Source organism: Xanthobacter lutulentifluminis (genome assembly GCF_043194675.2).
Taxonomy (GTDB): domain Bacteria; phylum Pseudomonadota; class Alphaproteobacteria; order Rhizobiales; family Xanthobacteraceae; genus Xanthobacter.
Window position 1 is genome coordinate 2,358,616 of sequence record NZ_CM195525.1, and the last position, 23,921, is coordinate 2,382,536.

Sequence of the window (23,921 nt, forward strand, 5' to 3'; positions counted from 1 at the left end):
TTTTGCCGATAGGATCAACCTCTCACGAACCAATGAGGGGGGCGACAAGAGCTGGCGTCACGATCGCGTCGCGCCCACGCGCGATTATCGGGACGACAGAACACGCGACATGCACGAGCCCCGCAAGCTTTACGTGAAGTCCTTCGGTTGCCAGATGAACGTCTACGATTCCAATCGTATGGCGGACACGCTGGCGCGCGAGGGCTTCGTCGAGACGCAGGACCCGGCCGAGGCTGACCTCGTCATCCTGAACACCTGCCACATCCGCGAGAAAGCCGCCGAGAAGGTCTATTCCGAGCTCGGGCGCCTCAGGAAGCAGAAGCAGGAGGCGGGCGCCGACACGGTGATCGCGGTCGCCGGCTGCGTCGCCCAGGCCGAGGGCGCGGAGATCATGCGCCGCGCGCCGGTGGTGGATCTCGTCGTCGGCCCCCAGAACTACCATCGCCTGCCGGAGCTTCTGGCCGAGGCCAAGGCCGGACGGCGGGTGGTGGACACCGAATTTCCGGTGGAAGACAAGTTCGACCACCTGCCCGCGCCGACGCGCGAGGCCACGCGCACCCGCGGGCCGGCCGCGTTCGTCACGGTGCAGGAAGGCTGCGACAAGTTCTGCACCTTCTGCGTGGTGCCCTACACCCGCGGCGCCGAGGTCTCGCGCCCGGTGGCGAAGATCCTCGACGAGGCCCGCCGGCTGGTGGACCAGGGCGTGCGCGAGATCACCCTCATCGGCCAGAACGTCAACGCCTTCCACGGCGAGGGGCCGGACGGCGCCCCGTGGAGCCTCGCCCGGCTGATGGAGGCGATGGCCCGCATGGATGGCCTCGCCCGGCTGCGCTACACCACCTCCCACCCGCGCGACATGGGCGACGACCTCATCGCCGCCCATCGCGACCTGCCGCAGCTGATGCCCTACCTGCACCTGCCGGTGCAGTCGGGATCGGACCGGATCCTCGCCGCCATGAACCGCAAGCATGGGCGGGAGAGCTATTTCGAGCTGATCGACCGCCTGCGGCACGCCCGGCCGGACATGGCCCTGTCGTCGGACTTCATCGTCGGCTTCCCCGGCGAGAGCGACCGCGATTTCGAGGACACGCTGGACCTCGTGCGCCGGGTGGGCTTCGCCAGCGCCTATTCGTTCAAGTACAGCCCCCGCCCGGGCACGCCGGCGGCGGACGACGAGGCTCAGGTGCCGGAAGCCGTGAAGGCCGAGCGCCTCGCCGAGCTGCAGCGCCTCTTGGAGGCCGGCAAGGCCGCGTTCGACGCCACCTGCCGCGGCCGCACCTTCGACATCCTGCTGGAGAAGCCCGGCCGCCAGAGCGGCCAGCTCATCGGCCGCTCGCCCTATTTGCAGAGCGTGGTGGTCAACGATCCGCCCGGCGCCATCGGCGACCTTCTCACCGTCACCATCACCGACGTGGGACCGAACAGCCTTGCCGGCGTGCCGGCCGAGGCCGAGCCGCCCCATTCTTCCGCCCGATCCCGGCCGCTCGCGGCCATGGAGGCCTGAGCTTGCGCAGATCCGGCAGCAGCGACCGCGAACGTCCCCCGGCCCCCACCGGCCCCGCGCGCGCGGCGGTCACCGCACCGTGGGCGAGCCTCGAGGCGGAGACCCCCGCCCATGTGGTGCTCGCCTTCGACGACAACCGCCTCGCCACCCAGCTGTTCGGCCATTACGGGCGCAACCTCGCCCTGATCGAGCGCAAGCTGGGCGTGAAGGCGGATTCGCGCGGCAACCACGTGACGCTGGAAGGCGCCCGCGATGCCTGCGAGCAGGCCCGCGCCGTGCTGGAGCACCTTTACGACGCGCTCCGCAAGGGCCGCGACATCGGTCAGGGCGACGTGGACGGCGCCATCCGCGAGGTCACCTCGCAGGGCTCCCTGTTCGATTTCGACCCCGCCGAGCAGCGCCAGTCGTTCGACGAGATCCAGCTGCGCCGCCGCCCGGTGCGCGCCCGCACCCCGGCGCAGGATGCCTATATCCGCGCGCTAAAGCGGCACACGCTGGTGTTCGGCACCGGCCCGGCCGGCACCGGCAAGACCTGGCTGGCGGTGGCCTATGCGGTGCACCTGCTGGAGCGGCGCATGGTGGACCGCATCATCCTCTCGCGTCCGGCGGTGGAGGCGGGCGAGCGCCTCGGCTTCCTGCCCGGCGACATGAAGGACAAGGTGGACCCCTACCTGCGCCCCATCTACGACGCGCTGTACGACCTGATGGACAAGTCCTTCGTGGAGCGGGCGCTGCAGTCGGGCGAGATCGAAATCGCGCCACTCGCCTTCATGCGCGGGCGCACGCTCTCCAACGCGGCGGTCATCCTGGACGAGGCGCAGAACGCCACCTCCATGCAGATGAAGATGTTCCTGACCCGCCTCGGCGAGAATTCCCACATGATCGTCACCGGCGATTCCAGCCAGACCGACCTGCCGCAAGGACAGGTGTCCGGCCTTGGCGAGGCGGTGCGGCTGCTGGAGGGGGTCGAGGGCGTCGGCGTCTGCCACTTCAAGGCCGAGGACGTGGTGCGCCACGAGCTGGTGCAGCGCATCGTCGCCGCCTACGAGACGTTCGACGCCGAGAAGAAGGCCGAGGCCTCGGCCCGCGCCGGTCGCACCGGAGCCTGAGACCGTGTCCGCCACCGCGCCCCGCCCGGACCCCGCCGCGCCCACGCCGGACCTTGCCCCGCAGATGGCCGTCGACGTGCTGGTGGAGGCCGACGGCTGGGCGACGCTGCCCGACGCCGAGGCCATCTGCGTGCGCGCCGCCACCGCCGCGCTCATCGCCTGCGGCGAGGACGTGCCGGCGCCCTGCGAGGTCTCCGTCACGCTCACCGACGACGCGCGCATCCGGGTTCTGAACCGGGAATGGCGCGAGAAGGACAAGCCCACCAACGTCCTGTCCTTCCCCCAGCCGGACCTGCCCGAGGGCGTGGACGCGCCGCAGCCGCTCGGCGACATCATCGTCGCCTTCGAGACGCTGGCCGCCGAGGCGCGCGAGGAAGGCAAGGCCGAGGGCCACCACCTCGCCCATCTGGTGGTGCACGGCACGCTGCACCTCATGGGCTACGACCACATCGACGACGCCGAAGCAGAGGAAATGGAGGCGCTGGAACGGCAGATCCTCGCGGGCCTCGGGATCGACGATCCCTACGCCCTGCCGCAGGACTGACGATCCGCAGCGAAGAAAGAGCCATGTCCAACATCGACCAGCCGACCGAGACCAGCTCCTCGGAGCCGCAGAGTTTTCTCGATCGATTGCGTGCCCTCCTCGGCACGTTCCGGCCTCACGGCTCACTCCGCACCGACCTCGTGGAGGTGCTGGACGCCGCGGAAGCGCCCGAGGAGGAAGGGGAGTTCACCCCCGCCGAGCGCAAGATGCTGCGCAACATCCTCCACCTGAAGGAGGTCGGCATCGGCGACATCATGGTGCCGCGCGCCGAGATCGTCGCCGTGCGCAAGGACGTGTCGCTGGGCGAGTTGCTGAAGGTGTTCGTCTCGGTCGGCCACTCCCGGCTGGTCGTCTATGACGACACGCTCGATGATCCCGTGGGCATGGTCCACATCCGCGACCTCATCGCGGTGCTCGCCGGTGATCTCGGCAGCGATGCATCCGGCAAGCTGAACCTCGCCGCGGTCAACGTGGACCGCACGCTCGAGGACGCCGGCCTCGTGCGGCGCCTGCTCTATGTGCCGCCCTCCATGCCGGCGGTGGACCTGCTGGTGTCCATGCAGGCGGCCCGCACCCACCTCGCCCTCGTCATCGACGAATATGGCGGCACCGACGGCCTCGTCTCCATCGAGGACGTGGTGGAGGAGATCGTCGGCGAGATCGAGGACGAGCACGACGAGGCGGCCGAGACCCTGCTCACGCGGCAGGAGGACGGCAGCTTTCTCGCCGATGCCCGCACCCCGCTGGAAGCGGCGGTGGAGGTGCTGGGGCCGGACTTCGCCTCCGAGGAGGCGATGGAGGAGGTGGACAGCCTTGGCGGCCTGCTGGTGATGGTGGCCTCGCGCGTGCCGGGGCAGGGCGAGGTGATCGCGCTGCCGGGCGGATTCGAGGTGGAGGTGCTGGAGGCCGATCCCCGCCGGGTGAAGAAGCTGCGCATCATCCCGCCCGGCGCCGTGGGCGCCGTCCCGCCGGCCGACCTGAACGACGCCTAGCGCATTTTCGAGCGCAGTGGACACCGGTTCGCGTGAGGAAAATGCGACAGCTCAACGCCGCGGCGTGTTTCCCCGATCCCGCGAGAACGGCAATCGCCCGGGGCGACGCCGCGTGACCGCCGCCCCGCTGACGGCGCGCCTGCGCGCGCGCCTCCTCATGCTGCGCTTCGCCAGCGGATGGCGCCGCCGCCTGATCGCCTGCGGAGCCGGCGCCATCGGCGGCGCGCTGGCCATGCCGCCCCTCGGCCTGTGGCCGGCGCTGGCGGTGAGCTTCCCGGTGCTGGTGCTGCTGCTGGATGGCTGCCGCGGCAGCCGGGGGCAGAGCCTGCGCGCCGCGGCCGGGGTCGGCTGGTGGTTCGGCTTCGGCTACTTCCTCGCCTCGCTGTGGTGGATCGGCGCCGCATTCCTTGTGGAAGCGGACGTGTTCGGCTGGCTGATGCCGCTGGCGGTGGTGGCCATGCCGGCGGGCCTTGCCCTGTTCACCGCCCTCGGCACCGCGCTGGCGCGGCTGGTGTGGTCGAAGGGCGGGCAGCGTCTGTTCGCCCTCGCCTTCGGCCTGACCGTTGCGGAGTGGCTGCGCGGGCATGTGCTCACCGGCTTTCCCTGGAATACCTACGGCTATGCCTTCGCCGAATCCGGCGCGCTGATGCAGGCGGCCGCGCTGGTGGGCGTCTGGGGGCTCACCTTCTTCGCCGTGCTGCTGCTGTCGACACCGGTTCTGCTGCTCACGCCGACGCGGCGCGCCGTGGCCGCCTTCGCGGGGGCCGCGCTGGTGATGGCAGCGGCCGGTGCCTGGGGCGCCTATCGGCTGGCCACGACGCCGGCCGAGACCGTGCCCGGCGTGCGGCTGCGCGTGATGCAGCCCAACGTGCCGCAGGACAAGAAGTTCGCCTACGACCGGCGGCACGAGGTGCTGGCCGACTATCTCGCCCAGAGCGCGCGGCCGAGCGCCGCCTATCCGCGCGGGCTCGCGGACGTCGACGTGCTGATCTGGCCGGAATCAGCCTTTCCCTTCATCTATGAGCGCGAGCCGTGGGCTGCCGCCGCCATCGCGGAGGCGCTGCCGCCCAACGTGACCCTGGTGACGGGCGCGGTGCGGCACGACCTGCCCCCGCCCGGGCAGCATTCACCTTTCTTCAATTCGGTCCGCGTCATCAATGCCCGCGGCCACGTCCTGCAAAGCACGGACAAGGTTCATCTTGTTCCGTTTGGCGAATACCTGCCGTTCCAGTCGTTCCTGGAGTCCCTCGGACTGGAGCAACTTACGCGGGTAAGGGGCGGATTTTCGTCCGGATTCCGATTGACCCCCCTCACCGTGCCCGGCCTGCCGGTGGCGGCGCCGCTGGTATGTTACGAAGTTATCTTTCCGGGGAAGGTAATTCCGGATGGCGAACGCGTCGGCTGGATGCTGAATCTGACCAACGACGCTTGGTTCGGAACCACGCCCGGACCCCACCAGCACTTTGCGCAGGCTCGGTTGCGGGCGGTTGAGGAAGGCCTTCCGCTGGTGCGGGCCGCCAATACCGGCATCTCCGCCATTGTCGATCCTATGGGACGTATTGTCGCAGGCACGCACCTCGGCGAAACGGCTCTCGTGGACGGGCCGCTGCCGAAATCCATGGAAACGGTTCCCACGGCGGCACGTTTCGGGGGGCTGATCCTCGTCGCCCTCCTCGCGGCAGCGCTCGCGCTTGCGACGGCACCGCTTTGCGGTTGCATTACACGCAACGGTTGATCGACGCTCGTAAATTGTATGCCTATGTTCGCCGGCAATCAGGGCAGCCTTCGCACAGCGAAGTAACGAGTAATCTTTTCCGACATAGCCGGAGAGACCATGGCCAAGAAGGCGCCGAACCCTATTGACAAGCACGTCGGCTCGCGCGTCCGCATGCGGCGGATGATGGTCGGCATGAGCCAGGAGAAGCTGGGCGAGCATCTCGGCATCACCTTTCAGCAGATCCAGAAATACGAGAAGGGCACCAACAGGATCGGCGCCAGCCGACTGCAGCAGATCTCCATCGTGCTGGGCGTTCCCGTCGCCTTCTTCTTCGAGGGCGCGCCCACTGTCGGCCCCGAGGGCGAAGGCTTCTCCGAGGAACAGTCCCCGGCCTACGTCTCCGACTTCCTCGCCACGTCCGACGGACTGACGCTGACGCGCAACTTCATGCGCATCACCGACCCCCGCGTGCGCCGCCGGATCGTCGATCTCGTGATCGCCATCGCGGGAGATGCGGAAGCCTGACGCGTTCGTTTTGACGAACGATTTCGCGATGCCGACCTTGACCGCTCGCTGCCGCGTTGCCACAAGAAAGACCAACGCAACGCGGCACGGGCGCAAGAGGACCGGAACATGGCGCGTCAGTCTTATCTGTTCACGAGTGAATCCGTTTCGGAAGGCCATCCGGACAAGGTCTGCGACCGCATCTCCGACGAGGTGGTGGACATCTTCTTCCGCACCGCCGAGACCGAGGGCTGGGATCCGAGCCAGATCCGCGTCGCGTGCGAGACCCTCGCCACCACCAACAAGGTGGTCATCGCCGGCGAGACCCGCGGCCCTTCCTCCATTACCCGCGACCTGATCTCCCACGCCGCCCGCCTGGCCATCAAGGACATCGGCTACGAGCAGGAAGGCTTCCACTGGGAGAACGCGGACATCGACGTGCTGCTGCACGCCCAGTCCGCCGACATCGCCCAGGGCGTGGACATCGCCGGCAACAAGGATGAAGGCGCCGGCGACCAGGGCATCATGTTCGGCTACGCCGTGCGCGAGACGCCGGAGCTGATGCCGGCCCCGATCTTCTACGCTCACAAGATCCTGAAGACGCTGGCGGATGCCCGCCACTCCGGCGAGACCCACGCCCTCGGCCCGGACGCCAAGAGCCAGGTGACCGTGCGCTACGAGGACGGCAAGCCGGTCGGCGTCACCCAGATCGTGCTGTCCACCCAGCACCTCGACGAGAACCTCTCCTCCCACGACGTGAAGTCGATCGTGGAGCCCTACATCCGCGGCACCCTGCCCGACGGCTGGGTCAACGGCGACACCGTGTGGCACGTGAACCCCACCGGCAAGTTCGTCATCGGCGGTCCGGACGGCGACACCGGCCTCACCGGCCGCAAGATCATCGTGGACACCTACGGCGGCGCGGCGCCCCATGGCGGCGGCGCCTTCTCCGGCAAGGATCCCACCAAGGTGGACCGCTCTGCCGCCTATGCCGCGCGCTACCTCGCCAAGAACGTGGTGGCCGCCGGCCTCGCCGATCGCGCCACCATCCAGCTCGCCTACGCCATCGGCGTCTCGGACCCGCTGGCGGTGTATGTGGACCTGCACGGCACCGGGCAGGTGGACGAGGCCAAGCTGGAGACCACGCTGCGCGAGGTGATGAATCTCCGCCCCCGCGGCATCCGCGAGCACCTCGGCCTCACCAAGCCCATCTACGCCCGCACCTCCGCCTACGGCCATTTCGGCCGCGCCCCGGAAGCCGACGGCGGCTTCTCCTGGGAGAAGACGGACCTGGCCGCGGCGCTCAAGTCGGCGCTGGCCTGAGCCATTCATCTGCAACGCCGGACGGCGGCTGGCCCTTGCGGGCCGGCCGCCGTTCCGTTTCATGACGCTCTTTCGATCCGCGCTACGATGCATGCGATGACCGACGATCCCGACCGCCAGGGCGCCTTCTATGGCCGCCGCGTGGGCAAGGCGCTCCGGGTGGCGCAGCAGGACGCCATGGTGCGGCTGCTGCCGCTGCACCGCATGACGCTGGAGGAAGCCGCCACCCCCGCCGCCCTGTTCCCCCGCCCGGTGGAAGGCGTGTGGCTGGAGATCGGCTTCGGCGGCGGCGAGCATCTTCTCGGCCATGCCGCGCGGCGGCCGGAGCTGGGCTTCATCGGGGTGGAGCCGTTCGTGAACGGCATGGCGCGGATGCTGGTCGACCTCGCCAAAACCGATATCGACACCATCCGCCTGTTCGACCTCGACGCGGCGCTGCTGCTGGATCGGCTGCCGACGGCGAGCCTCGAGGGCGCGGACCTGTTCTATCCCGACCCCTGGCCCAAGCGCCGGCACTGGAAGCGGCGGTTCGTCAGGCCGGACAATCTGGACCGTCTGGCGCGGGTGATCCGCCCGGGCGGCGTGTTCCGCTTCGCCTCCGACGTGACCCATTACGTGGGCTGGACGCTGGCCGCCGTGCGCGACCATGGCGCGTTCCGCTGGACCGCCGAGCGGGCCGACGACTGGCGTACGCCCTATCCCGGCTGGACCGGCACGCGCTACGAGGCCAAGGCGATCGAGGAGGGGCGCACCCCCACCTATCTCACGTTCGAACGGCGCTAGGGCACGCGCCGATGAGATCGCATCGCGATCTGATCGGATAACGCGTTCCCTATATGAGAGTGAGAGCGCCCCTCAGCGTGCTCCCGCGCCCGCCGCGAGCAGCGCCCGCAGGCCCTCGCGATAGGTCGGATACGCGAGCCGGACGCCGAGCTCCCCGGTCAGGCGCCGATTGGCGACGCGCTTGTTGGAGGCCCAGAAGGTGAGCGCCATGGGGCTCATGGCGCGGGCGGCCTCCTCGAACGGAATCGGCGCCGGAGCCGGCAGGCCGAGCAGCTCCGCCGCATAGGCGATGGGATCGCCGGGCGGGGCGGGCAGGTCGTCGGTCACGTTCACAATGCCGTCAAAGCGCTGCTCCACAACCGCGCGGATAGCGGCCGAGATGTCGTCCACATGGATGCGGTTGAACACCTGACCTGGCCGGTCGATGCGCCGGGCTTCCCCGTCGCGCACCTGATCCAGCACGTTGCGGCCGGGCCCGTAGATGCCGGCGAGCCGCAGCACCGCCACCTTGACGCCGTTGGCTGCGCCGAAGGCCTGCCATTCGCGCTCGGCGGCCAGCCGGCGCTCCAGCCGGGCGCTGCCGGCGCGGGGCGGCGTGGTCTCGTCCACCCATGCGCCGCCATGGTCGCCATAGACGCCGAGGGTGGTGAGATAGACCACCTGCCGCAACCGGCCGGACGCCAGCACCTCGCCCGCGCAGCGCAGGATCGGATCGCCCCGCTCGTCGGGCGGGGCGGAGGCGATCAGCACGTCCGTCTGCGCCAGCGCCTCCGCAAGCGGAGCGGAAAGGGTCTCGCCATCGAACAGGAAGGGATCGACGCCTTCCGGGATAGAGGCAAGGCGCGCCGGGGTGCGGGCGGTGCCGATGATGCGGGAGAAGGCGGAGCCGTCCTGCGCGACGAAGGCGCGGACGCAATAGCCGAAGCCGATGGCAGCAAGCACGCTCATGCCCCGGGTGATGCCGGAGCCGCCGCCGCGAGGCAAGGCCCGGGGCCGATTATTCCCGCCCCGCCAGCGCGCGGGCGCTGAGGCTGCGCACCGTCTGCTCGGCAAGGCGGGTCACGCTCTTGCGGTCATGGGCGGCGTCGAGCGGCACCGGCGGGCCGAACGTCACCTCCACGTCGATGGCGCCGTGGCGCAGCACATCGAGCAGGTGGGGGGCAAGATCCATGTCGCCGTACCAAGCGGCGACGGCGCGGTGCAGGCGGCCCATGGGCAGGCCCTGCAGGCGCACATAGGCGACGCTGAGCGGCTGTACCGTGACCTCCTCGCTGGTCGAGAACACCTCGCGCACCGCTCCCACCAGCGCGGTGCGGAACGGCAGCACCCGGTTGCCGTCGCTGGAGGTGCCTTCTGCGAACAGCACCACCGGGTCGCCCTGCTGGAGGCGATGGGCGATCTCTCGGTTCACGTCGCCGGTGGCATGGCGCCGCTGGCGATCCACGAAGACGGTGCGCTGGAACCGCGCCAGAAGGCCGATCACCGGCCAGCCCGCCACCTCGCTCTTGGCCACGAAGAACAGCGGGGTGAGCGAGCCCACCACCGGAATGTCCAGCCAGGACGCGTGGTTGGAGAGGATGAGCAGCGGCCGGCCGGCCGCCGGCGCGCCGCGCACGCTCACCTTGACGCCGATGAGGCGCAGCAGCAGGCGGTGATAGGTGGCGGGAATGGTGCGGCGGGTGGGCAACCCGAGCTTGAGGGAGGCCCATTGCAGGGGAATGCCCACCACGGTCGCCAGCCCCACGAGGCCGAGCACGCCACCGAGCCGCAGACGGTCCAGAATGCGGGAGACCGCGGGCCGCTCCGGCCCGAGCGCATCCAGCGCCGCGGCCGGGCCGGGCGCGGGGCCGCCGCCACCGCCCGGCTGGCTCACGGCTCCTCGTCCTCCCCGAGGGGAACGGCATAGAGCTCCAGCCGGTGGCCGCACAGGCGGAAGCCGAGGCGGCGGGCGATCTCCTCCTGCAGCTTCTCGATCTCCTCGGAGCGGAACTCGATGACGCGGCCGGATCGCAGGTCGATGAGGTGGTCGTGGTGCTCGTCGGGCATCTGCTCGTAGCGCGCCCGGCCGTCGCCGAAGTCGTGCCGCTCGATGATGCCGGCATCCTCCAGCATCTTCACCGTGCGGTAGACCGTGGAGATGGAGATGTTGTCGTCGATGGCGACGGCGCGGCGGTGCAGCTCCTCCACGTCGGGATGGTCCTGGGCGCTGGAGAGCACCCGGGCGATGACCCGCCGCTGTTCCGTCATCCGCATGCCCTTGGCCAGGCACGCTTCCTCGATGACGCTGATCTTGGTGCCGCTCAAGCGGTCCTCCGCACACCCACGGAAACTGCCAGCCTTATCGCCCCGCCGCCCGCCCGCCGCAAGGGGGCCGGACGGGCTGGCGGACGCCATCCTCGTCAGAAATCCAGCCGCAGCAGCAGGGCGTCGGCGCCGCCGGCATAATAGCCCCGTCGCCGGCCGACCTCGCGGTAGCCGAGGCGCTCGTAGAGGGCGAGGGCAGGGCGGTTGCCCTCCTCCACCTCGAGGAAGGAGGTGGTGACGCCCTCGCTCGCCAGCCGCGCCAGATGGTGGGACAGCAGCGCCCGGCCGATGCCCCGGCGGCGGCGGTCCGTCACCACCGCCACGGTCAGCACCTCCGCCTCCGGCGCCACCACGTGCGACAGGATGAAGCCCGCCGGCGGCCGGCGCGGCCCTTCGCACGCCACATGGCCACGCACGGCCCGGTCGGCGAGGAGGCGCTCGAACTCCTCCGGCTCCCAGCCACGGGCGAAGGCCCGGGCGTGGAGCGCGGCGAGATGGGGGATGTCGGCGGCCGCGGCCGGCCGCAACAGCGGCGGGCGGGGCGGAAAGAGCCGGTCGAGCAGGCGGATCATCGGCGGGCGACGCGGGCCTTGTCCTGCGGCTTGGCATCCGGCGGCCGCAGATAGAGGGGACGCGGCTCGGCCGCCTCGGGATCGGCGACGGAGCCGAGCCGGGCCACCCAGGCCACGTCCGGCGCCGGCGCATCATCCACCAGCAAAGGCGGCTGCTCGGCTGGCGGCCAGGCCTCGGCGACAAGGCTCGCGCCCGAGCCCACGAGCCGCACCGCGCCGATGGCCACCGAGCGCGCCGCCTCGCGCACGCTGGTGATGCGCGGGGCGATGAGGGTGCGCGCGCCCACCCCGAACATCTGCAGGTAGACATGGCCGTGGCGGGCATCGATGGCCGCGACCACCGGCACCGCATCGTCCTGCGCCAGATAGGGCGCCGCCAGCGCCGCGAGGGTGGTGACGCCCACCACCGGCCGGTTGGACGTGAGCCCGAAGCCGCGCGCGGCGGACAGGCCCACACGCAGCCCGGTGAAGCTGCCCGGCCCGACCGTGACGGCGATGCGCGAGAGATGGGTGAAATCGAGCCCGGCCGCGCCCATCACCTGCTCCACGAGCGGAATGAGCGTCTCGGCATGCCCGCGCTCCATGAGCAGCGAATCGCCGGACACAATGCTGTCGGTCTCGGTGTCGAGCACCGCGACGGAACAGGCGGCGAGCGCCGTATCGATGGCAAGAACGAACATGAATGGGGCCCCGGATCGCCGCCACGATCAACCGAAACCGTGGCGAGGGGAAGCGACCCGGCCCGCTGAACTTCACGAAAGGTTAACGCTGACGGGCGGCCCGCGCCCGTCCCTGCCGGCGGATACCGTTCAGACCGCCTCGACCTGCGAGACCTCGGGCACGAAGTGCCGCAGCAGGTTCTCGATGCCGTTCTTCAGCGTGGCGGTGGAGGAGGGGCAGCCGGAGCACGAGCCCTTCATGTTGAGGAACACCGTGCCGTCCCGGAAGCCGCGGAAGGTGATGTCGCCACCGTCATTGGCCACCGCCGGGCGCACGCGGGTGTCCAGCAGCTCCTTGATGGTGGCGACGATCTCCGCGTCCTTCGCCTCGAAGAATTCGTCCGCATCCACCGGATCGGCCTTCACGCCCTCGGACAGCACCGGGGCGCCAGACATGAAGTGCTCCATGATGGCGCCGAGCACCGCCGGCTTGATCTGCGGCCACTCGGCATCCGCCTTGGTGACGGTCACGAAGTCCGAGCCGAGGAACACGGCGGAAACGCCGCGCACGTCGAACAGGCGCTGGGCGAGGGGGGAGAGGTCGGCATCCTCGGGGGAGCGCACGTCCAGCGTTCCATCTCCCAGCACCGGGCGGCCGGGCAGGAACTTGAGGGTGGCCGGGTTCGGCGTGGCTTCGGTCTGGATGAACATGGGTCCTGGTCCTTGAGATCCGGCTCGGGGCGGCCGGCCCGTTCCCTGAAAACATAGGAGCTCACCCGCCCGCCGCAAAGGGTGGGACGTCCTGTCCCGATCCGGGACGATATCCACGCGGTTCGCGAACACCGGCGGAACGGACGCGCGCGAATCGGACGCGCCTTTATGTTTCCGGTTTGTTCCGGAAAGCCAAGACCCGCGCCGGCCCCTCGGGGGTGGCCGGCGCGGGCGGAACCTCAGGTGTTCATGGAATCGAAGAAGTCCTGGTTGGTCTTCGTCTGGCGCAGCTTGTCGAGCAGGAACTCGATGGCATCCACCGTGCCCATGGGATTGAGGATGCGGCGCAGCACGTACATCTTCTTGAGCGTGTCGGCCGGAACCAGCAGCTCTTCCTTGCGGGTGCCGGAGCGGGTGATGTCGATGGCCGGGAACACGCGCTTGTCGGAGACCTTGCGGTCAAGGATGACTTCCGAGTTGCCGGTGCCCTTGAACTCTTCGAAGATCACCTCGTCCATGCGCGAGCCGGTCTCGATCAGCGCGGTGGCGATGATGGTCAGCGAGCCGCCTTCCTCGATGTTGCGCGCCGCGCCGAAGAAGCGCTTGGGCCGCTGGAGGGCGTTGGCGTCCACGCCGCCGGTCAGCACCTTGCCGGAGGAGGGCACCACCGTGTTGTAGGCGCGGCCGAGGCGGGTGATGGAATCCAGGAGGATCACCACGTCGCGGCCATGCTCCACGAGGCGCTTGGCCTTCTCGATCACCATCTCGGCGACCTGCACGTGGCGCGAGGCGGGCTCGTCGAAGGTGGAGGAAACCACCTCGCCCTTCACCGAGCGCTGCATGTCGGTGACTTCCTCCGGCCGCTCGTCGATGAGCAGCACGATCAGGAAGCACTCCGGATGGTTGGCGGTGATGGACTTGGCGATGTTCTGCAGCAGCACCGTCTTGCCGGTGCGCGGCGGCGCCACGATCAGGCCGCGCTGGCCCTTGCCGATGGGGGCGACGATGTCGATGATCCTCGGGGAGAAGTCCTTCTTCGTCCCCGTCACCTCATCGTGCTCGAGCTTGAGGCGCTCGTCCGGGTAGAGCGGCGTGAGGTTGTCGAAATTGATCTTGTGGCGGGTCTTCTCGGGGTCTTCGAAATTGATCGTGTTGACCTTGAGAAGCGCGAAATAGCGCTCGCCTTCCTTCGGCGAGCGGATCTGGCCCTCGACGGTATCGCCGGTGCGCAGGCCGAAGCGGCGGATCTGCGAGGGGGAGACGTAGATGTCGTCCGGACCCGGCAGATAGTTCGCCTCGGGCGAGCGCAGGAAGCCGAAGCCGTCCTGGAGCACCTCGACGACGCCTTCGCCGATGATCTCCGTCTCGGTCGCCGCCAGCTGCTTGAGAATGGCGAACATCAGCTCCTGCTTGCGCAGGGTGCTGGCGTTCTCGACCTCGGTCTCCTCGGCAAAGGCGAGAAGCTCGACGGGGGTCTTCGACTTGAGGTCCTGGAGTTTTACTTCCCGCATAAGGGAAAGCCTCGATGAATCTTGGAGGCGCCGGAGCCGATCGGAAGGATCACGCGCGGCGCGGGGGAGGGAGGGACGGGATCGCAGGTCTTCAGGGGAAGCCGGGGCACGCAGCCTGCCACCTGACGCGCCGGCCGGACCCATGACGGCACCGGACTAGCTAAAGCGCGTTCGCCTGCGTTTAGGAAAGCATCGCGAAGATAAGCGGCCCCGCTGAGCCGCGCAAGTCCCACGTTCGGCGGATGCCGCGATCAAAACGGTTTGACCACCACCAGAATGACGATTCCAACCATCAGGAGGGTCGGTACCTCGTTGGCGATGCGGTAAAATTTGGCGCTGCGGGTATTTCTGTCGGCCGCGAAATCCCGCACCCAGCGGCTCAGCATGCCGTGCACGCCCGACAGCACCAGCACCAGCGCCAGCTTGGCGTGGAACCAGCCGGCGGCGAACCAGCCGCCCGACCAGGCGAGCCACAGCCCGGCCAGCCAGGTCACGGCCATGGCCGGGTTGATGATGGCTTTCAGCAGGCGCCGTTCCATCACCTTGAAGGTCTCGGACTGGGCCGAGCCGGCCTCGGCCATGGCGTGATACACCATGAGGCGCGGCAGATAGAGCATGCCGGCCATCCAGGAGATCACCGCCAGGATGTGCAGGGCCTTGATCCAGCTGTACAAATCGTGAGCCATCGGGGGTCCGCCTTCTCACCTGTCAGAGGGCGCGCCGCACCGCCGCCACCAGCTTTTCCACATGCTCCAGCGGCGTCTCGGGCCGGATGCCGTGGCCGAGGTTGAAGATGTGGCGCACGCCGGAGAAATCCGAGCGGATGCGCGCCACCTCCTCCTCCAGCGCCGCGCCGCCGGCGATCAGCCGCAGCGGATCGAGATTGCCCTGCAGCGCCACCGTGCCGGACAGCCGCGCCCGCGCCGCCGCGCGGTCCGCCGACCAGTCGAGCCCCACCGCGGCGATGCCGGTGCCGGCGAGACGCTCCAGCGCCTCCAGCGTCGCGCCCTTGGGGAAGGCGATGACGCGCACATGGGGATGGGCCGCCTTCACACCCGCGACGATGCGGCGCAGGGGGTCGGCGCACCAGCGCTCGAACGAGGCGGGATCAAGCACGCCGGCCCAGGTGTCGAAGATCTGCACCGCATCCGCCCCGGCCTCCACCTGCGCCGACAGATGGGTGATGGAGGCCTCCACCAGCCGGTCGATGAGGCGCTGGAACAGCTGGTCGTCGCGCAGGGCGAGGAGCCGGGCGGGGGCCTGGTCGTCGGTGCCGCGGCCGGCCACCATGTAGGTCGCGACCGTCCACGGCGCGCCGCAGAAGCCGATGAGCGCCGTTTCCGCCGGCAGCGCCGCACGCACGCGGGAGATGGCCTCGTAGACCGGATTCACCTTGTCCGGGTCCAGCGTGTCGGCGAGCGCCGCGATGCCGGCCGCATCGGTCACGGGCGCGAGGCGCGGGCCCTCGCCGGTCTCGAACCTCAGGTCCACGCCCAGCGCGTGGGGCACCACCAGGATGTCCGAGAAGATGATGGCCGCATCAAAGCCGTAGCGGCGGATCGGCTGGAGCGTCACCTCGGCGGCGAGCTCGGGGGTGTAGCACAGGGTCAGGAAATCACCGGCCTCAGCCCGCACGGCCCGGTACTCGGGCAGATAGCGGCCGGCCTGCCGCATCATCCAGAACGGCGGCGGGTCGAGCGGCGTGCCGTCGAGCACCCGCAGGAAAGGCGATCGTGTCGCGACAGAGCGGTCCATCCCGTCCTTCAATCAAAGAGATATTTTTAAAGAGAGAGAGTCTTTGGTGTCTTTACGGTTGATTAACCATTTGCCGGACCCTCGACAACCGATCCACAGGCATCCCCTGCCGGAAGGGCCGACTTGCCGCAGATGCGAAGCCGGCGAAACGCCGGTTAACAAAGGATTAACGGGGTGGGTGCCAAACCCCGTCCACATGGACGCACAGGGACCCCCCGAAAGCTGTCCCGCACGGCTTGCATGTGGACGGTTCCCCCCGCTGTCCAAAGGCGCACCTTGCGCGGGGCGCCGGGGCGTGCCTTCCTCAACAGGCTTCCACAGGAGCGGTGGATAACCCGTGTCACCCTCGAAATCGCCGGCCGACAGCTACTTTCATCTCCATCTCGTGTCCGACGCCACGGGCGAGACGCTTATCAACGTGGGCCGCGCGGCGTGCTCGCAATACGCCAACGTGCTGCCGATCGAGCATGTCTATCCGCTGGTGCGCTCCATGAAGCAGCTGGAGCGGGTGCTGAGCGAGATCGAGACCAATCCGGGCATCGTGCTCTACACGCTGGTGGACCGGGATATTCGCGAGCGGCTGAAGTCGCGTTGCGAGGAGCTGGGGGTGCCGTTCCTCTCGGTGATGGCGCCGGTGGTGCGGCTGTTCCAGTCCTATCTCGGCGGCGAGCCGACCCCGCGCGTCGGCGGCCAGCACTCCCTGGATGCGAGCTATTTCAAGCGCATCGATGCTCTCAACTACACGGTCATGCACGATGACGGGCACCTGACCGACGATTTGGAGAGCGCCGACGTGGTGCTGCTGGGCGTCTCGCGCACCTCCAAGACGCCGACCTCCATCTATCTCGCCAACCGGGGCATCAAGACCGCCAACATTCCCCTGGTGCCCAACGTGCCGTTGCCGCCGACGGTGGAGAAGCTGAAGAAGCCGCTGGTGGTAGGGCTGGTGGCGACGCCGGAGCGGATCGTCGAGATCCGCCAGAACCGGCTTCTGGGCCTCAACGCCGGCGACCTCGGCAGCTCCTACACCGACCGGGAGGCGGTCTCCGAGGAGATCACCTTCTCCCGCCGCCTGTGCGCCCGCAACGGCTGGCCGTTGATCGACGTCACCCGCCGCTCGGTGGAGGAGACGGCGGCCAACATCTACGCGCTCTACAGCGAGCGCCGCCGGCGGGCCATCGCCGAGACATGAGACCACCGGCCGGGTTGCATCGCAGCATGGATTGCGGGAAACCCTAGAGCACGCGCCGACCAGATCGCGATGCGATCCGGTCGGATAACGCGTTCTCTATCTGAGAGCGAGAGCGCGATTGACCGATCAGATTGATTCAATCCGATCGGATCGCGCTCTAGAGGGGGCGCCGTCGCGGACGCGCGCACGGGAAAGGGAGTGACGATCGTGTGGCGTGGTGAACAGCCGCTCGTGCTCGCGTCCAAGAGCGCGACGCGGTTGACCCTTCTCGTGCATGCGGGCGTGCCCGTGGAAACGGTGGCGGCCGACGTGGACGAACGCGCCATCCAGGACGCGGCCGGCGACATGGACCCGGCCAGCATCGCCCTCATCCTCGCCCGCGCCAAGGCGTTGTCCGGCGCCAGCGCCGCGCCGGGCCGCATGGTTCTGGGCGCGGACCAGACCCTGGCGCTTGGCGCGAAGATCTACCACAAGCCCGCCAGCATCGAGGCCGCGCGCCACCAGCTCTCCGAGCTCGCCGGCCAGACCCACGCTTTGCATTCGGCGGTGGCCGTGGCGACCGATGGCCAGATCCGCTTCGAGACGGTGGTGAGCGCCTTCCTCACCATGCGGCCGTTGTCCGAGGAGGCGCTCGGCGCCTATATCGCCGCCGCCGGGCCGCGCGTGCTCACCTCGGTGGGCGCCTACCAGCTCGAATCGGTCGGGGTGCACCTGTTCACGCGGGTGGACGGTGACCATTTCACCATTCTCGGCCTGCCGCTGCTGCAGCTTCTGCCGTTCTTCCGCGGCGAGGGCCTGCTGCCTTGACCGTGCGCGTCTGCATCACCGGCCAGCCGGTGAGCTATTCCCGCTCGCCGCTGCTGCATGGCTACTGGCTGAAGCGTTACGGCATCGACGGCGCCTACGGGCGCGAGGAGGTGCCGCCGGCCGAGGCGGCGGACTTCTACCGCAGCCTTGCCGCGCGGGGCTATGCCGGCTGCAACGTCACCGCGCCCAACAAGGAGATCGCCTTCTCCGTCCTCGACGAGGCGGACGAGAGCGCGGCGGTGCTGGGCGCGGCCAACACTCTGTGGCTGGAGGGCGGGCGCCTGTGCGGCGCGAGCACCGACGGCTACGGCTTCATCGCCAATCTCGACGCCACCGTGCCGGGGTGGGACGGGGAGCGCCGGCTGGCGCTGGTGCTCGGCGCCGGCGGGGCGTCCCGTGCCATCGTCCATGCGCTGGTAAAGCGCGGGTTCGAGCGCGTCGTCCTCGCCAACCGCACGCTGGAGCGGGCCGAGGCGATCGCTGCCCTGTTCGGACCACGCGTGATGCCGGTGGGGCTCGACAAGGCCCAGTCCGCCATGGCGGACGCGGACATTCTGGTGAACTGCACCTCGCTCGGCATGAAGGGCGCGGCGCCGCTCGACATCGATCTGTCCTCGCTGCGGCCCGAGGCGGTGGTGAGCGACATCGTCTATGTGCCGCTCCTGACCCCGCTGCTGAAGCTGGCGGCCTCGCGCGGCTTCCGCACGGTGGATGGCCTCGGCATGCTGCTGCATCAGGGTGTTCCCGGCTTCGAGCGCTGGTTCGGCGTGCGGCCGGACGTGACGGAAGAGCTGCGCGCGCTCCTCATCGAGGATCTGCGCGCCAAGGGCCAGCTGGAGGATTGACCCATGTGGATCCTCGGCCTCACCGGCTCCATCGGCATGGGCAAGTCGGCGACCGCACGCATGTTCCGCGCGCTCGGCGTGCCGGTGCATGATGCCGATGCGGCGGTCCACGCCCTCTATCGCGGCGCGGCGGTGGCACCGGTGGAGGCCGCCTTTCCGGGCGTGGCGCGCGACGGCGCCATCGATCGCGCGGCGCTCGGCGCGCGCGTGCTGGGCGATCCTGAGGCCATGGCGCGGCTGGAAGCCATCGTCCACCCGCTGGTGCATGCGGAGGAACAGGCTTTTCTCGCCCGCGCCCGTGCCTCCGGCGCGCGCCTCGTGGTGCTCGACATCCCGCTGCTGTTCGAGACGGGCGGCGTCGGGCGCACCCATGCGGTGGCTGTGGTCAGCGCGCCGAAAGATGTGCAGCGCGCCCGCGTTCTCGCCCGGCAGGGCATGACGGAAGACAAATTCGAGACCATCCTCGCCAAGCAGATGCCGGATGCCGAGAAGCGCCGCCGCGCCCATTTCGTCATCGATACGGGCCGGGGCTTTTCCTCGGCCGCGCATCAGGTGGCGGGGGTGGTGCGGGCGCTGTCGGGTCCCGGCCGCCCGATGCGGGGCTGACCGGAGGACACATGCGCGAGATCGTGCTCGACACCGAAACCACCGGCCTCGAGGCCTATGGCGGCGACCGGCTGGTGGAGATCGGCTGCGTCGAGATCATCAACCGCATCGTCACCGGCAATGTCTATCACGTCTACATCAACCCCGAGCGGGACATGCCGGTGGAGGCGTTCAACGTCCATGGCCTGTCCGCGGAATTTCTTTCGGACAAGCCGAAGTTCCGGGAAGTGGCTGATGAATTCCTGAGCTTCATCGCCGAAGACACGCTCGTCATCCATAACGCCGCGTTCGACATCGGCTTCCTCAATGCCGAGCTGGAGCGCCTCGGCCGGCCGGCGATCGCCCGCGACCGGGTGGTGGACACGCTGGCGCTGGCGCGGCGCAAGCATCCGGGCGGAGGCAATCGCCTCGACGACCTGATGAACCGGTACGGCATCGATTCCTCGCGCCGGGTGAAGCACGGGGCGCTGCTCGATGCAGAGCTGCTGGCGGAAGTCTATGGCGAGCTGCTCGGCGGCAAGCAGGCCAGCCTGATCGGGCTGGTGGAGGATACGACCGAGGCGCCGCGCCTGGTGGTCGCCGCCCGCGCCGCCCATGCCCGGCCGGTCCCGCTGCCCTCCCTCGTCTCGCCGGAAGAGGCGGCAGCGCACGCGGCCTTCGTCGCCGCGCTCGGCGAGAAGGCTCTCTGGCTGAAGTACGAGGACACGCAGCCCGGCACCACCGCTGCCGGGTGAGCTGTCTGTCGGGGATGGGCGACGGAACATCTTTCGAGAGATGTTACAACCAGAATACTCGGAAAAGTTGTTCGAATGGGAAGGCCGCTGGCGGCTGAAAGCCCGCCGGGACGAACTTATCCCTATCCGGGCCATCCTGGGCCGTCCTGGGCGTTCCGTGGCCGTTTCAGGCCGCGCCCTGCGCGATAGACTGACATCATAACCGACATCAAGCCATGAATCCGGTTACGGCCGCACCAAGAGCCGCCGGATCGGTCACCGGCAGCGAGCAGCGCTCGCCCACACAGACGAACGCGGCCCCCTCCGCAGGCGCGGCGGCCTCGCGGGCGGCGCGGATGCCGCCTTCCGGTGCGGGGTCTCCGGCGCGTGGTCGCACCACCGTCCGCAACGGGAACGGAACGGCGAGGGCGGCGGCCACGAAAGCGTCCTCGCGCGGTCCCACCGGCACGATCTGCGCGAGGTTGAGGCGGGTGTCGAGCGCATTCAGCGTGGCGGCGTGCACCAGCACGTTGGCGGCCGCCGCGCCCGACAGGCCGGCCAGGATGCGGTCTGCCCGCGTGCGCAGCATGTCGTCGCCGGAGAGCGCCGCCAGCCGCACCAGCGCCTGCGCCGCCACCGCATTGGCGTTGGGCACCGCGTCATCCTGGGTCGTCAGCGGGCGCACGATGAGGTCGCCGCCGTCGTCGGCGGTGAGGAAGTAGGCGCCCGTCGCCGGATCGAGGTGATGCGCTTCCAGCGTGTCGAGAAAGGCGCGGGCGAAGCGGAGGTCGTCCGGCGCGCCGGTGGCCTCGTGCAGGGCCACGGCGGCCCGGGCCATGGTGGCAAGATCGGCCGCGAGGCCCGGGCTCACCGTGCGCCCGCCGCACCAGGAATGGGCGAGCCGCCCGCCCGGCATCATGTGGGTGGTGATGGCATCGAACGCCCGCCGGGCCAGCGCGATCCATTCCGGCTGGCCCAGGAAAGCGCCCGCATTCGCCAGCGCGGCGATGGCGAGGCCGTTCCAGTCGGCCAGCACCTTGTCGTCGCGCCCGGGCCGCACCCGCTGCTCGCGCGCCGCGAGAAGACGCGCCCGCAGTGGCGCGAGGCGGGCCTCGTCCTCGGCCGTGACGGGCCCGGCGGCGGTGCGGTTCAGGATGTTCCCGGCCTCCCAGTTGCCGGCCGGCGTGACGTCGTAGAAGCGGTTGAAACAGGCGGCGTCCCCGGTCCCCAGCACGGCCTCGATCTCGGCGGCGCTCCACACATAGAAGCGCCCCTCGTGGCCCTCGCTGTCCGCATCGAGGCTGGCGGCGAAGGCACCATCCGCGGTCATCATCTCCCGCGCCAGCCAGCCCACGGTCTCCTGCGCGCGGGCGAGGAACAGCGGTGCGCCGGTGTCGGCGAAGGCCAGCGCCAGCAGCTCCAGCAGCTGGGCATTGTCGTAGAGCATCTTCTCGAAGTGGGGGACGAACCAGATGCCGTCCACCGAATAGCGGGCGAAGCCGCCACCGAGATGATCATAGATGCCGCCCTCGCTCATGCGGTCGAGGGTGAGGGCTACCAGCGCCTTCAGCTCCGGGTCGTTCCGGCGGGTGCCCATGCGCCAGAGAAACTCCAGCAGCCCGCACGGCGGGAATTTCGGCGCGCCCTTCAGACCGCCATGCACCGGATCGAACACCGCCGGCACGCGCCGCGCGGCGTCGTCCAGCGCCTCCTGGCCGAGGGCCGCGCCGGCAACCGGCGCCGTCGCCTTCCTGAGGCGGGCGAGGATGACGCCGGCGTTCTTCGCCACCGTGTCCTTGTTGCTGGCATAGACGGTGGCCACCTGCTCCAGCACCTCGACAAAGCCGGGGCGCCCGTAGGCGGCCTTCGGGGGAAAATAGGTGCCGCCCCAGAACGGATTCCCGTCCGCGTCGAGGAACATGGTCAGCGGCCACCCGCCGCTCTGCCCCAGCTGCTGGAGCGCGGCCATGTAGACCGCGTCCACGTCCGGGCGCTCCTCCCGGTCCACCTTGATGTTCACGAACAGCGCGTTCATCCGCGCGGCGATGTCGGCGTCCTCGAAGCTCTCGTGGGCCATCACATGGCACCAGTGGCAGGCGGCATAGCCTACCGAGAGCAGCACCGGCTTGCCGGCGGCCCGCGCCTCGGCGAACGCCTCGGGGCCCCACGCCCACCAGTGGACCGGGTTGTCCCGGTGCTGAAGCAGATAGGGGCTGGTCTCGCGGGAAAGGCGGTTTTCGCCGATGGTCTCGCTCATGTGTCGCAAATCCTTCCCCGCTCTGACACGCCTGCCGGTGGCCCCGCCCTGCGCCGATCCGGCCGGTATCAGCCCAAGGCGTTGCAGGCGCCGCTGTTCTTCATCCGGGCGGCTATCCCCTTCCTCCCGAAACGCTCTAAAGCTGGAAGCGCCGGGCGGTATCGCGCCTTTCCTTGCAATTTGATCGCCAGTTCGGGACCCGCGTCATGACCGACACAATCTTCGCCCTGTCGTCGGGCCGCCCTCCGTCCGGCGTGGCGGTGGTGCGCATTTCCGGGCCGGGCGCGGGCACGGCGCTGAAGGCGCTATGCGGGGCGCTGCCTCCGGCGCGCGTGGCCCGCTATGCGCGGCTCGATGATCCCGCGACCGGCGAGCCGCTGGACCGCGGGCTGGCGCTGTTCTTTCCCGGCCCCGCCAGCGCGACGGGCGAGGATGTGGCCGAGCTCCACCTGCATGGCGGACGGGCCGTGGTGGCGGCGGTGCTGCGGGCGCTGGGGCGGCTGCCGGGCCTGCGACCCGCCGAGGCGGGCGAGTTCACGCGTCGCGCCCATGCCAGCGGCAAGCTCGATCTGGCCGAGGTGGAAGGCCTCGCCGACCTGATTTCCGCCGAGACCGAGGCGCAGCGGCGCCAGGCTCTCGCGCTGGCCGGCGGCGCGCTCTCCCGCCGGGTGGGCGGCTGGCGGGAGGGGTTGATCGCCGTGCTGGCCCTGCTGGAGGCGGCCATCGACTTTTCCGACGAGGGCGATGTGGCCGGCGACGCGATCCATCAGGCGGTCCGCCGCATGGGCGCGCTGGAGGCCGATCTTGCCACGGCGCTGCGCGATGCGGCGCGTGGCGAGCGCGTGCGCGACGGGCTCGTGGTGGCCATCGCCGGCCCGCCCAACGCCGGAAAGTCCACCCTTCTGAACCGCCTCGCGGGGCGGGAGGCGGCCATCGTCTCCGACATCCCCGGCACCACGCGCGATGTGCTGGAGGTGCATCTGGAGCTGGCGGGACAGGCGGTGACCCTGCTCGACACGGCCGGCCTGCGGGAGACCGCCGATGCGGTGGAGGCGGAAGGCGTGCGCCGCGCGCTCGCCCGGGCGGAGGCGGCCGACGTGGTGCTGTGGCTGAGCGAGGATGCCGCCCCGCCGCCCCCTGCCCTCGCGGGCGCCGTGCGGGTGCGCACCAAGATCGATCGCGGCATGGCGCCGCCGGTCGGCTGGCTCGGGCTCTCCGCCGCCGCCGGCGACGGCATCGAGGATCTGGTGGCTCTGCTGGAGGCGCGCGCCGACGCCCTCGCCGGGGGAAGTCCCGCGCTTGTCACCCGCGAACGGCAGCGCCGGGCGCTGGAGCTGGCGACCCATCACCTCGGCCGCGCGGCCGGGGAATTCGGCGGGCACGAGGAACTGCGGGCCGAGGAGGTGCGCCTCGCCGTGCGCGCGCTCGACCAGCTCATCGGCCGGGTGGATGTGGAGGATGTGCTGGACGCCCTGTTCGGCACCTTCTGCATCGGCAAATAGGCCCCGGCCCG

24 protein-coding genes are annotated in these 23,921 nt (G+C 69.8%); 14 read left to right on the plus strand and 10 right to left on the minus strand.

Features of this window, described 5'->3' with window-relative positions:
* Positions 1 to 109 precede the first annotated feature (109 nt).
* From miaB to trmB, 8 genes are all read left to right on the plus strand, one after another.
* Positions 110 to 1,504, plus strand: a complete 1,395-nt coding sequence (gene miaB, locus V5F49_RS10785) for a tRNA (N6-isopentenyl adenosine(37)-C2)-methylthiotransferase MiaB (RefSeq protein WP_394115800.1) — start codon at positions 110 to 112, stop codon at positions 1,502 to 1,504.
* Positions 1,505 to 1,506: 2 nt separating this feature from the next.
* Positions 1,507 to 2,613, plus strand: coding sequence for a PhoH family protein (locus V5F49_RS10790; protein WP_394115799.1), 1,107 nt, complete (start codon positions 1,507 to 1,509; stop codon positions 2,611 to 2,613).
* Positions 2,614 to 2,677: 64 nt separating this feature from the next.
* A complete protein-coding gene (ybeY, locus tag V5F49_RS10795) occupies positions 2,678 to 3,157 on the plus strand; it encodes an rRNA maturation RNase YbeY (protein ID WP_394115889.1) in 480 nt (159 codons plus the stop codon).
* Positions 3,158 to 3,180: 23 nt separating this feature from the next.
* Positions 3,181 to 4,149 carry a hemolysin family protein gene (locus V5F49_RS10800; RefSeq protein ID WP_394115798.1) on the plus strand — a complete coding sequence of 323 codons (969 nt, stop codon included), beginning with the start codon at positions 3,181 to 3,183 and terminating at the stop codon, positions 4,147 to 4,149.
* A gap of 157 nt (positions 4,150 to 4,306) precedes the next feature.
* Complete coding sequence (lnt, locus tag V5F49_RS10805) at positions 4,307 to 5,884, plus strand: apolipoprotein N-acyltransferase (RefSeq protein WP_394115888.1); 1,578 nt, start codon at positions 4,307 to 4,309, stop codon at positions 5,882 to 5,884.
* Positions 5,885 to 5,983: 99 nt separating this feature from the next.
* Positions 5,984 to 6,391 carry a helix-turn-helix domain-containing protein gene (locus tag V5F49_RS10810; RefSeq protein ID WP_394115797.1) on the plus strand — a complete coding sequence of 136 codons (408 nt, stop codon included), beginning with the start codon at positions 5,984 to 5,986 and terminating at the stop codon, positions 6,389 to 6,391.
* Positions 6,392 to 6,499: 108 nt separating this feature from the next.
* Positions 6,500 to 7,693, plus strand: coding sequence for a methionine adenosyltransferase (metK, locus tag V5F49_RS10815; RefSeq protein WP_394115796.1), 1,194 nt, complete (start codon positions 6,500 to 6,502; stop codon positions 7,691 to 7,693).
* 96 nt (positions 7,694 to 7,789) lie between these two features.
* On the plus strand, positions 7,790 to 8,476 hold the full coding sequence (gene trmB, locus V5F49_RS10820; RefSeq protein WP_394115795.1) for a tRNA (guanine(46)-N(7))-methyltransferase TrmB: 687 nt from the start codon (positions 7,790 to 7,792) through the stop codon (positions 8,474 to 8,476).
* A 72-nt stretch (positions 8,477 to 8,548) separates the two neighbouring features.
* Here the strand turns inward: trmB and V5F49_RS10825 are convergent, their stop codons facing one another.
* The 9 genes from V5F49_RS10825 to hemE all read right to left on the minus strand — a co-directional run bounded on the left by V5F49_RS10825 (position 8,549) and on the right by hemE (position 15,988).
* Positions 8,549 to 9,424, minus strand: a complete 876-nt coding sequence (locus tag V5F49_RS10825; RefSeq protein ID WP_394115794.1) for an SDR family oxidoreductase — start codon at positions 9,422 to 9,424, stop codon at positions 8,549 to 8,551.
* A 49-nt stretch (positions 9,425 to 9,473) separates the two neighbouring features.
* Positions 9,474 to 10,349: a lyso-ornithine lipid O-acyltransferase gene (olsA, locus tag V5F49_RS10830; protein ID WP_394115793.1), complete on the minus strand. Its 876-nt coding sequence runs from the start codon at positions 10,347 to 10,349 to the stop codon at positions 9,474 to 9,476.
* Positions 10,346 to 10,729, minus strand: a complete 384-nt coding sequence (locus tag V5F49_RS10835) for a Fur family transcriptional regulator (RefSeq protein ID WP_394115887.1) — start codon at positions 10,727 to 10,729, stop codon at positions 10,346 to 10,348. The genes olsA and V5F49_RS10835 overlap by 4 nt, the downstream gene beginning before the upstream one ends.
* Before the next feature lie 146 nt (positions 10,730 to 10,875).
* Positions 10,876 to 11,352, minus strand: a complete 477-nt coding sequence (gene rimI / locus V5F49_RS10840) for a ribosomal protein S18-alanine N-acetyltransferase (RefSeq protein WP_394115792.1) — start codon at positions 11,350 to 11,352, stop codon at positions 10,876 to 10,878.
* Positions 11,349 to 12,032: a tRNA (adenosine(37)-N6)-threonylcarbamoyltransferase complex dimerization subunit type 1 TsaB gene (gene tsaB / locus V5F49_RS10845; protein WP_394115791.1), complete on the minus strand. Its 684-nt coding sequence runs from the start codon at positions 12,030 to 12,032 to the stop codon at positions 11,349 to 11,351. The genes rimI and tsaB overlap by 4 nt, the downstream gene beginning before the upstream one ends.
* 129 nt (positions 12,033 to 12,161) lie before the next feature.
* The gene (locus V5F49_RS10850) at positions 12,162 to 12,722 is read right to left on the minus strand and encodes a NifU family protein (RefSeq protein ID WP_394115790.1); all 561 of its coding nucleotides are present in this window, start codon (positions 12,720 to 12,722) and stop codon (positions 12,162 to 12,164) included.
* Positions 12,723 to 12,961: 239 nt separating this feature from the next.
* Positions 12,962 to 14,233, minus strand: a complete 1,272-nt coding sequence (gene rho, locus V5F49_RS10855; protein WP_394115789.1) for a transcription termination factor Rho — start codon at positions 14,231 to 14,233, stop codon at positions 12,962 to 12,964.
* Positions 14,234 to 14,484: 251 nt separating this feature from the next.
* Positions 14,485 to 14,919, minus strand: a complete 435-nt coding sequence (hemJ, locus tag V5F49_RS10860) for a protoporphyrinogen oxidase HemJ (protein ID WP_394115788.1) — start codon at positions 14,917 to 14,919, stop codon at positions 14,485 to 14,487.
* Between the two features lie 22 nt (positions 14,920 to 14,941).
* Entirely contained in the window at positions 14,942 to 15,988 is a 1,047-nt protein-coding gene (gene hemE / locus V5F49_RS10865; protein WP_394115787.1) for a uroporphyrinogen decarboxylase, read from the minus strand.
* Between the two features lie 337 nt (positions 15,989 to 16,325).
* Here hemE and V5F49_RS10870 point away from each other — a divergent pair, with 337 nt between their 5' ends.
* The 5 genes from V5F49_RS10870 (at position 16,326) to dnaQ (ending at position 20,172) form a co-directional block, all read left to right on the plus strand.
* Positions 16,326 to 17,180, plus strand: coding sequence for a pyruvate, water dikinase regulatory protein (locus V5F49_RS10870; RefSeq protein WP_394115786.1), 855 nt, complete (start codon positions 16,326 to 16,328; stop codon positions 17,178 to 17,180).
* Positions 17,181 to 17,387: 207 nt separating this feature from the next.
* Positions 17,388 to 17,987, plus strand: coding sequence for a Maf family protein (locus tag V5F49_RS10875; RefSeq protein ID WP_394115886.1), 600 nt, complete (start codon positions 17,388 to 17,390; stop codon positions 17,985 to 17,987).
* On the plus strand, positions 17,984 to 18,832 hold the full coding sequence (locus V5F49_RS10880) for a shikimate dehydrogenase (RefSeq protein ID WP_394115785.1): 849 nt from the start codon (positions 17,984 to 17,986) through the stop codon (positions 18,830 to 18,832). Before V5F49_RS10875 ends, V5F49_RS10880 begins: the two co-directional genes overlap by 4 nt.
* Positions 18,833 to 18,835: 3 nt before the next feature.
* Positions 18,836 to 19,438, plus strand: coding sequence for a dephospho-CoA kinase (gene coaE / locus V5F49_RS10885; RefSeq protein WP_394115784.1), 603 nt, complete (start codon positions 18,836 to 18,838; stop codon positions 19,436 to 19,438).
* An 11-nt stretch (positions 19,439 to 19,449) separates the two neighbouring features.
* Positions 19,450 to 20,172 carry a DNA polymerase III subunit epsilon gene (dnaQ, locus tag V5F49_RS10890; RefSeq protein ID WP_394115783.1) on the plus strand — a complete coding sequence of 241 codons (723 nt, stop codon included), beginning with the start codon at positions 19,450 to 19,452 and terminating at the stop codon, positions 20,170 to 20,172.
* Positions 20,173 to 20,380: 208 nt separating this feature from the next.
* On the opposite strand, the gene V5F49_RS10895 is transcribed toward dnaQ, so the two are convergent.
* A complete protein-coding gene (locus V5F49_RS10895) occupies positions 20,381 to 22,408 on the minus strand; it encodes a thioredoxin domain-containing protein (protein WP_394115782.1) in 2,028 nt (675 codons plus the stop codon).
* A 206-nt stretch (positions 22,409 to 22,614) separates the two neighbouring features.
* Here V5F49_RS10895 and mnmE point away from each other — a divergent pair, with 206 nt between their 5' ends.
* Complete coding sequence (mnmE, locus tag V5F49_RS10900; protein WP_394115781.1) at positions 22,615 to 23,910, plus strand: tRNA uridine-5-carboxymethylaminomethyl(34) synthesis GTPase MnmE; 1,296 nt, start codon at positions 22,615 to 22,617, stop codon at positions 23,908 to 23,910.
* Positions 23,911 to 23,921 lie beyond the last annotated feature (11 nt).

Coding starts and splice junctions, on each gene's coding strand:
- V5F49_RS10895 (WP_394115782.1), bottom strand. CDS start 22,408: ATGAGCGAGACCATCGGCGAAAACCGCCTTTCCCGCGAGACCAGCCCC.
- ybeY (WP_394115889.1), top strand. CDS start 2,678: ATGGCCGTCGACGTGCTGGTGGAGGCCGACGGCTGGGCGACGCTGCCC.
- V5F49_RS10800 (WP_394115798.1), top strand. CDS start 3,181: ATGTCCAACATCGACCAGCCGACCGAGACCAGCTCCTCGGAGCCGCAG.
- tsaB (WP_394115791.1), bottom strand. CDS start 12,032: ATGTTCGTTCTTGCCATCGATACGGCGCTCGCCGCCTGTTCCGTCGCG.
- hemE (WP_394115787.1), bottom strand. CDS start 15,988: ATGGACCGCTCTGTCGCGACACGATCGCCTTTCCTGCGGGTGCTCGAC.
- metK (WP_394115796.1), top strand. CDS start 6,500: ATGGCGCGTCAGTCTTATCTGTTCACGAGTGAATCCGTTTCGGAAGGC.
- V5F49_RS10835 (WP_394115887.1), bottom strand. CDS start 10,729: ATGCGGATGACGGAACAGCGGCGGGTCATCGCCCGGGTGCTCTCCAGC.
- V5F49_RS10825 (WP_394115794.1), bottom strand. CDS start 9,424: ATGAGCGTGCTTGCTGCCATCGGCTTCGGCTATTGCGTCCGCGCCTTC.
- hemJ (WP_394115788.1), bottom strand. CDS start 14,919: ATGGCTCACGATTTGTACAGCTGGATCAAGGCCCTGCACATCCTGGCG.
- trmB (WP_394115795.1), top strand. CDS start 7,790: ATGACCGACGATCCCGACCGCCAGGGCGCCTTCTATGGCCGCCGCGTG.
- dnaQ (WP_394115783.1), top strand. CDS start 19,450: ATGCGCGAGATCGTGCTCGACACCGAAACCACCGGCCTCGAGGCCTAT.
- rimI (WP_394115792.1), bottom strand. CDS start 11,352: ATGATCCGCCTGCTCGACCGGCTCTTTCCGCCCCGCCCGCCGCTGTTG.
- lnt (WP_394115888.1), top strand. CDS start 4,307: ATGCTGCGCTTCGCCAGCGGATGGCGCCGCCGCCTGATCGCCTGCGGA.
- V5F49_RS10850 (WP_394115790.1), bottom strand. CDS start 12,722: ATGTTCATCCAGACCGAAGCCACGCCGAACCCGGCCACCCTCAAGTTC.
- miaB (WP_394115800.1), top strand. CDS start 110: ATGCACGAGCCCCGCAAGCTTTACGTGAAGTCCTTCGGTTGCCAGATG.
- V5F49_RS10810 (WP_394115797.1), top strand. CDS start 5,984: ATGGCCAAGAAGGCGCCGAACCCTATTGACAAGCACGTCGGCTCGCGC.
- coaE (WP_394115784.1), top strand. CDS start 18,836: ATGTGGATCCTCGGCCTCACCGGCTCCATCGGCATGGGCAAGTCGGCG.
- mnmE (WP_394115781.1), top strand. CDS start 22,615: ATGACCGACACAATCTTCGCCCTGTCGTCGGGCCGCCCTCCGTCCGGC.
- rho (WP_394115789.1), bottom strand. CDS start 14,233: ATGCGGGAAGTAAAACTCCAGGACCTCAAGTCGAAGACCCCCGTCGAG.